Below are 6690 nucleotides of genomic sequence, written 5' to 3'. Positions count from 1 at the left end.
AGCGCCCTTGACAGGCCGGCCCGACACGGAAGGACGATGAGACTGGCGGGAAACCCCCAACCCTTCTCCGAGACCGCCCCGCCGGGACCCCGCCCTCCCCCACCCCGCCCGGGGTCTCAGCGTCGGGCCGCTGCTGCCGTGTGGAGGGCCTGGAGGACCCGGGCGATGGCCGGGGAGGTTTCCGCGCCCCGGCGGAGGGCCGCCGTGACGTGGCGGGTGGGGTGGTCGTGGGGGAGGACGCGCAGGCGGACGCCCGAGGCGCGGGCCGAGACCATGCGGGGGACCAGGGCGACGCCCATGCCGGCCTCCACCATCGCCAGGATCGAGGTCCAGCCCGAGGCCGAGTGGGCCTGCCGGGGCTGGAAGCCCGCCGCCTCGCAGGCGCTGCGGGTGATCTCCGACCAGGGGCCGCTGCCGCCGTAGATCCACCGGTCCGCCGAGAGGTCGGCCAGCCGGACGCCGGGGGCGTCCGCCAGGGGGTGGTTCGGGGGGAGGGCCACGTCCAGGGGGTCTTCGAGGAGGGTCAGGCGGGTGAAGCGGGCGTCGTCCGCCGGGGTGTGCGCGGCCAGGGAGAGGGCCAGGTCGACGGCTCCGGCGGAGAGGAGCTCGTACGCTTCCGCCGCCTCGGTCTCCCGGACGCGGACCTCCACGCCGGGGTGGTCCCGTTCGAGGGCCGCGACGGCCGGGACGACCAGGGCCGGGATGGCGGTGGCGAAGGCGCCGACGCGGACCTCGCCCACTTCGCCGGAGAGGTAGCCGGCCAGTTCGGCGTCGGCGCGTTCGAGCTGGGCGAAGACCGCCTCGGTGTGGCGCAGGACCAGGTGGGCGGCGTCGGTGAGGCGGACGCCCCGGCCCTGGGCCTCCAGCAGGACGACGCCCAGCTGGCGGGCGAGGTTGGTCAGCTGCTGCGAGACGGCCGAGGGCGTCATGTGCAGCGCCTCGGCCGTCGCGGTCACGGTGCCCCGGTCGGCCAGGGTCCGGAGGATGCGGAGTTTCTTGATGTCCCAGTCCGTCACGGGGGTGAAACTACCGGCGGGTCGCACTGGCCAGGGCCACGCCGGCCAGGATCAGGGCCATGCAGAGGAGCTGGGCCGGGCCCGTGTGCTCGCCCAGGAGCAGGAGGCCGAGGCCGGCGACGCACACCGGCTGGAGGTAGTAGACGACGCCCGCGCGGGCCGCGCCGATCAGGGAGACGGCCTTGTTCCAGGAGAAGAAGGCGACGGCGGAGGAGAAGACGCCGACGTAGAGGAGCGGGCCGACGGTGCCGGGGGTGGCCGCGAAGCCGCCCTGGACGTGGAGGGAGATGGCGTAGGCGGGGGCCAGCATCAGGGCGCCGAGGACGAAGGTGGTGATCAGGAAGGCGAGGCCGCCGATCTCGGCGGGCTTGCGCTTGAGGAGCGCGCTGTAGGTGGCGAAGGAGAAGGCGGCGGCGAACATCCACAGGTCGCCGGCGCCGAAGTCGAGGGTCAGGGAGCCCTTGCCGACCAGGAGGAGGACGCCGAAGGCGGCCAGCAGCATGCCGAAGACGCGTCGGGCGCCGAGCCGTTCGCCGCCGAGGCGGGCGTAGAGGGCCATGATGACCGGCGAAGCGGCCATGATCGTGCCCATGTTGGACGCGGAGGTGGTCAGTCCGGCCTGGTGGACCAGGGTGTTGTAGAGGGTGACGCCGAAGAGGGTGGCGAGGCTGATGTAGCCGATGTGCCGCCGGATGAGGGCCCGCTGCTGCCAGGCCTGGCGGGCGGCGAAGGGGGTGACCGCGACGGCGGCGATGATCCAGCGCCAGAAGACGGCCTGGACCGGCGGGACGGTCCCGGACATGCCGCGGGTGGCGACGAAGCTGCCGGACCAGACGACCGTGGCCAGCAGGGCGAGGAGCACGCCGAGTCCCACGGCCCCCTTCTTGCCCGTGCTGCTCGTGGTCTGCTGCCGGTCCTCTGGAGCTGCGGTCCGGGCGCGGTCCGTGACGGCCACTTCTGGTCTCCCCTTTCGGTGGTGCGGGTGTGGTGGGACTACCGTCGCATTGATCGACCATCCAGGTCCATCGAAAGATTTCGATGAGTTGCTTTAGGGGAAATGAAAGGTCCCCAGGAGGTCGGGGGACGACCTCCCGGGGAGACCGGGGGGGGAGGGAGCGGGGGGGGAGGGACGGGGGCCGGGGGTTCAGGCGACCCGGACCTTCGGGGTCTCGGTGCGCGGGGCTTCCACCGGCCCGGCGGCCTTCGCCTTCGCGGCGCGGCCCGGGAGCTGGCCGAAGACCGTGGCGCCGAAGGCGATCACCATGCCCAGGACCTGGACGGGGCTCAGGGCCTGGCCGAGGGCGGCCCAGCCGATGACGGCGGCGGTGAGCGGGGAGAGCGGGCCGAGCAGGGTGACCGAGGTGGCGGAGAGCTTGCCGATGCCGCGGAACCAGAGGAAGTACGCGGCTCCGGTGTTGATCAGCATCATGTAGCCGTAGCCGAGGAAGGCCTTGCCGTCCAGGGCCGGCGGGGCGCCCTCGATCAGGGCGGCGATCGGGATGATGACCAGTCCGCCCGCGGTGAGCTGCCAGCCGGTCACGGCCAGCGGACCGACGCCCTCGGGCCGTCCCCAGCGCTTGGTCATCACGGTGCCGGCGCCCATGGAGGCCGAGGAGACGATGCCGGCGATGACGCCGACGAGGTCGAGCTGGGCCTGGGAGGTCAGCACCACCATGCTCACACCGAGCGCGGCGACCACCGCGGCGAGCACGTTGCGCAGCTTGGCCTTCTCCCCCAGCAGCAGGGCGGCCAGTCCGACGACGAACAGCGGGCCGGCGGAGCCGAGGACCGCGGCGACGCCGCCGGGGAGGCGGTAGGCGGCGAGGAAGAGGAGCGGGAAGAAGGCGCCGATGTTGAGGGTGCCGAGGACCGCCGACTTCCACCACCAGGCGCCCTTGGGGAGGGTCCGGGAGAGGGCGACCAGCAGGAGACCGGCGGGCAGGGCCCGCATCGCGCCGGTGAACAGCGGCCGGTCCGGCGGCAGCAGCTCACTGGCGACGAAGTAGGTCGAGCCCCAGGAGATGGGGGCGAGTGCGGTCAGGACGATGGTGGTGACTCGGTTCACGGTCACTCACTCCTCGGGCAGGTGGCGGGTACGGCGGGCTGTGCTTGGGTGGCGACCTACCCGGGGGCCCGTCCCGGCCTCCCCGAGTAGGTCGCTCGTAAGTAGCTTAGCACTAAGCTACTTTTTGGCAAGCCACTTTCTTGTGGGCGAGTAAGCGGAAGCAGATACTTGCGGGTATGACCGCACTGAAGAAGGACATCGCCAAGGACGCCGTCGATGCGATCACCGACCAGTGGTACGCGGTGCGCCCCGACCTCGACACCACGCCCATGGCCGTCTTCGGCCGGATCTACCGGATCTCGAAGGCCATGGGAGACGCGGTGGAGCGGGCGTACAACCGCCATGGAGTGTCCCGCGGCGAGTTCGACGTGATCGCCACGCTGAGGCGATCCGGAACCCCGTACACGCTCTCGCCGCGGCAGCTGTCGGCCACCCTGATGCTCACGACGGGCGGTATGACCGGGCGTCTGGACAAGTTGGAGAAGGCCGGGCTGCTCACCCGCAGCCCCGATCCGCACGACCGGCGCGGGCTCCAGGTGACCCTCACGGAGCGGGGCCTGGCCCTCGTGGACGAGGCGGTCTCCGCCGGCATCGAGGTGAACCGGGCCGGTCTCGCCGACTTCAGCCCCGAGGAGGTCGAGGTGCTCGGCGGGCTGCTGCGCAAGCTCCTCGCGGACATGCCCTGAGCGCGGCGGCCCCGGCCTCCCCGCACCGGGGCACCGGGCGCCGGGGCACCGGGCGCCGAGGCGGCCCGGGGTGCGGCCTCCCGCGTCCGGGTACGCCGAGGCGCCGGAGGTCGCCACGGGGCCGGCTCATGCCGGCTCCGCGAACCTCCGGCGCCCGGAAGTACGGGGTGCTGGGACCGCCCGGGGGCGGGTCAGCCCTGGTTCTGCTGCTTGCGCGACTTGTCGCCGACCATCACGAGACCCGCGATGATCAGGAAGATCACGATCGGCGCGGCCACGTACAGGCCGAGCGTCTCGCCGATGCTCAGCCCCTTGCCCGGGTCGTCGCCGTCGTCGCGGGTGAGCGCCAGGGCGGGAGACGTCATCAGCAGCATCATCAGCGCGGTTCCGGCCGAGACGGCGCCGGCGCGCAGAGCGTTCTTCTTGTCCACGGTGCAAACGTAGCGAACACCTAAAGCGGGCGCGCGCCCGGGGGTGCCGTACGGGTCCGTGCGCCCTCCCGCACCGCGCTCAGCAGGGCGTTCGCCCGGGGCGAGGCCGTCAGCGCCTCCAGCGTCAGCGGCCGGCCCGCCGCGTCCGCCACCGGCAGCCGCCAGTTGGGGTACTGGTCCCAGGTGCCCGGCAGGTTCTGCGGCCGCCGGTCCCCCACCGCGTCCGGCAGCCAGACGCCGACCAGCCGGGCCGGTGTGCGCAGCAGGAAGGCGTACAGGGCCCTCACGGCGCCCTCCTCGTCCTTGGCCTCCAGCCCCAGCCCGTCCAGCACCCGCAGCCACTGCGCGGTGTCGGCGGCGTCCTCGGCCCGTTCCTCCTCCACCGGGCGGGTCAGCAGGCCCAGCCGGTCGCGGAGTTCGACGTGGGCGCCGGCCAGTTTGGCGGCGGTGGGCGGCAGGTCGTGGGTGGTGGCGGTGGCCAGGCAGTCGGCCCGCCAGGCCTCCGGGGCCAGCGGCCGCCCGTCCCCGGACCAGTCCCGTTCGAACCAGAGCACGGAGGTGCCGAGGATCCCGCGCCGGGCCAGCGCCTCCCGGACCCGGGGCTCGACCGTCCCCAGGTCCTCGCCGACCACCACGGCGCCGGCCCGGTGGGCCTCCAGGACCAGGACGGCGAGCATGGCCTCGCCGTCGTAGGAGACGTACGTACCCTCGGCGGGCGGGGTGCCCTCCGGGATCCACCAGAGCCGGAACAGGCCCATCACGTGGTCGATGCGCACCGCGCCCGCGTACCGGAACACCCCGCGCAGCAGGGCCCGGAAGGGGGCGTAGGCGTGGGCCTCCAGGACGTCGGGGCGCCAGGGCGGCAGCCCCCAGTCCTGGCCGCGGGCGTTGAAGGCGTCCGGCGGGGCGCCGACGGAGACGTGCCGGGCGTGCAGGGGGCCGTGGCGGGCGTCGGAGCCCTCGGGGTGCACGCCGACGGCCAGGTCGTGGACGATGCCGACCTCCATCCCGGCCTCCCGGGCGGCCCGCTGGGCGTCGGTCAGCTGGGTGTCCGTCAGCCAGACCAGCCAGGCGTGGAACTCGGCGCGCTCCTCCGGGTCCTCCCCGGCGGCGGCCGCGCACCAGGCGGCGTGCAGGTCGAGCCCCTGGCCCTGGGCGGCGCGGTACGCCCGGTAGGCGGCCTCGCGGGCGGGGGTGCGCGGGACGGCGTACAGCAGTTCCAGGGCGGCCCGCTTGAGGGCCCACACGGCGTCCCGGTCGATCAGGGCGCCCTTCTCCAGCACCTCGCGGCGCAGTTCCCCGCCCCGCCCGGCCAGTTCGGCCAGCGCCTCGCGCTGCGGGCAGGCTTCCCACTCGGGGAGGTCCTCGACGCGCAGGTACACCGGGTCGGGGAAGCGGCGGGAGGCGGGCCGGTACGGGGAGGGGTCGGTCGGGGTGTCGGGGACGGCCGCGTGCAGCGGGTTGACCTGGACGAACCCGGCGCCGTGGGTACGGGCGGCCCAGCGGGCCAGTTCCGCGAGGTCGCCGAGGTCGCCCATGCCCCAGGAGCGCTCCGAGAGCAGGGAGTACAGCTGGACGAGCAGCCCGTGGACGCGTTCCGGCGCGGCCGGGGCCCGGTCCGGGGCCACGATCAGCGTGGCCTCGGCGGTGCGGCCGTCGGGGGCCTCGGCGGTCAGCCGGTGCACCCCGAGGGGCAGACGGGCGTCCCACGCGGCCTCCCCGGCCCCGTCCTCCAGGGTCACCCGCAGCCGGGTCCCGGCCGGCAGCCCGGCCAGGGCCGCGGGGGCGGCCCCGCCCCGCCACTGGACCAGCGTCGGCGGCAACAGCCGCCCGGCCGCGTCCCGTTCGGCGGAGTCGGCCGACTGCCGTACGTCCTCGGGGGTGTCGACGGGGACGCCGGTCAGGCCGAGCACCGCGCGGACCGTGGCCGGGGGCACCTGGACGGTGACGTCCTCGGCGGGCTGGTAGGAGGTGGCGACGCCGTGGTGGGCCGCGAGCCGGGCGAGGTCGTCCATCTGCATCCTCGGTGGTCGAAGGGTTACGAAACCGCCTCGCTGGTCAGCGGGGCTTCGGGCACGAGCGGGGTCTCGCTGGTCAGCGGGGCGTACGCCGAGCCGGGCAGCGGCGTCTCACTGGTCAGCGGGGCGTCCGCACACCCGGACAACGGAGCCGCGGTCCCCGGGGGCACGTCCGCGGGGCCGGACTGCACGGGCAGGTGGGCGAGCGGGGCACGGCTGCGGGCGGCGGGCAGCGCGGGGCGGGGTTTCATGGGGGCTCCCTCGTACGTGCATCGGGCCGGTGCTCCGGACCCGGCTGGTCCGGCGGATCCGCCCATGCAACACCTGCGCCGGACACCGCAGCCATACCCAGTCCGGGGCACCGCATTCCTGGCCGATCTTGGTCAGATCACCCCACCCGCATTGACACTTCAGCCGCACGGGTGGTGGGCTCGGGCTCATTCGTACGGGCGGGGGACGACTCGGGACGGGGAG

At 74.3% G+C, this 6690-nt stretch carries 7 protein-coding genes; 1 reads left to right on the top strand and 6 read right to left on the bottom strand.

What is annotated here, in order from left to right:
- Window positions 1-116: 116 nt before the first annotated feature.
- The 3 genes from ACFVXK_RS04830 to ACFVXK_RS04820 all read right to left on the bottom strand — a co-directional run bounded on the left by ACFVXK_RS04830 (window position 117) and on the right by ACFVXK_RS04820 (window position 3087).
- Window positions 117-1016, bottom strand: a complete 900-nt coding sequence (locus tag ACFVXK_RS04830; RefSeq protein ID WP_389610092.1) for a LysR family transcriptional regulator — start codon at window positions 1014-1016, stop codon at window positions 117-119.
- A 10-nt stretch (window positions 1017-1026) separates the two neighbouring features.
- Window positions 1027-1971 (bottom strand): DMT family transporter, encoded by a 945-nt coding sequence (locus ACFVXK_RS04825; protein ID WP_389610091.1) that lies wholly within the window; start codon window positions 1969-1971, stop codon window positions 1027-1029.
- A gap of 189 nt (window positions 1972-2160) precedes the next feature.
- A complete protein-coding gene (locus tag ACFVXK_RS04820) occupies window positions 2161-3087 on the bottom strand; it encodes an EamA family transporter (RefSeq protein WP_389610090.1) in 927 nt (308 codons plus the stop codon).
- A gap of 170 nt (window positions 3088-3257) precedes the next feature.
- On the opposite strand from ACFVXK_RS04820, the gene ACFVXK_RS04815 reads away from it, so the two are divergent.
- On the top strand, window positions 3258-3767 hold the full coding sequence (locus tag ACFVXK_RS04815) for a MarR family winged helix-turn-helix transcriptional regulator (protein ID WP_389610089.1): 510 nt from the start codon (window positions 3258-3260) through the stop codon (window positions 3765-3767).
- Window positions 3768-3958: 191 nt separating this feature from the next.
- Here the strand turns inward: ACFVXK_RS04815 and ACFVXK_RS04810 are convergent, their stop codons facing one another.
- The 3 genes from ACFVXK_RS04810 to ACFVXK_RS04800 are packed head-to-tail and all read right to left on the bottom strand — an operon-like array spanning window position 3959 to window position 6467.
- Complete coding sequence (locus tag ACFVXK_RS04810) at window positions 3959-4198, bottom strand: hypothetical protein (protein ID WP_365145164.1); 240 nt, start codon at window positions 4196-4198, stop codon at window positions 3959-3961.
- 20 nt (window positions 4199-4218) lie between these two features.
- Entirely contained in the window at window positions 4219-6219 is a 2001-nt protein-coding gene (locus ACFVXK_RS04805) for a 4-alpha-glucanotransferase (protein WP_389610088.1), read from the bottom strand.
- Window positions 6220-6236: 17 nt separating this feature from the next.
- Window positions 6237-6467, bottom strand: a complete 231-nt coding sequence (locus tag ACFVXK_RS04800; protein ID WP_389610087.1) for a hypothetical protein — start codon at window positions 6465-6467, stop codon at window positions 6237-6239.
- Between the last annotated feature and the right edge of the window lie 223 nt (window positions 6468-6690).

It is taken from the genome of Streptomyces sp. NPDC058157 (assembly GCF_042884105.1).
Taxonomy (GTDB): domain Bacteria; phylum Actinomycetota; class Actinomycetes; order Streptomycetales; family Streptomycetaceae; genus Streptomyces.
This window is presented reverse-complemented; position numbering and strand designations above follow the sequence as displayed.

What these genes read in the sequence shown, in the direction of transcription:
- ACFVXK_RS04800 (WP_389610087.1), bottom strand. Translation starts at nt 6,467, where the DNA reads ATGAAACCCCGCCCCGCGCTGCCCGCCGCCCGCAGCCGTGCCCCGCTC.
- ACFVXK_RS04805 (WP_389610088.1), bottom strand. Translation starts at nt 6,219, where the DNA reads ATGCAGATGGACGACCTCGCCCGGCTCGCGGCCCACCACGGCGTCGCC.
- ACFVXK_RS04815 (WP_389610089.1), top strand. Translation starts at nt 3,258, where the DNA reads ATGACCGCACTGAAGAAGGACATCGCCAAGGACGCCGTCGATGCGATC.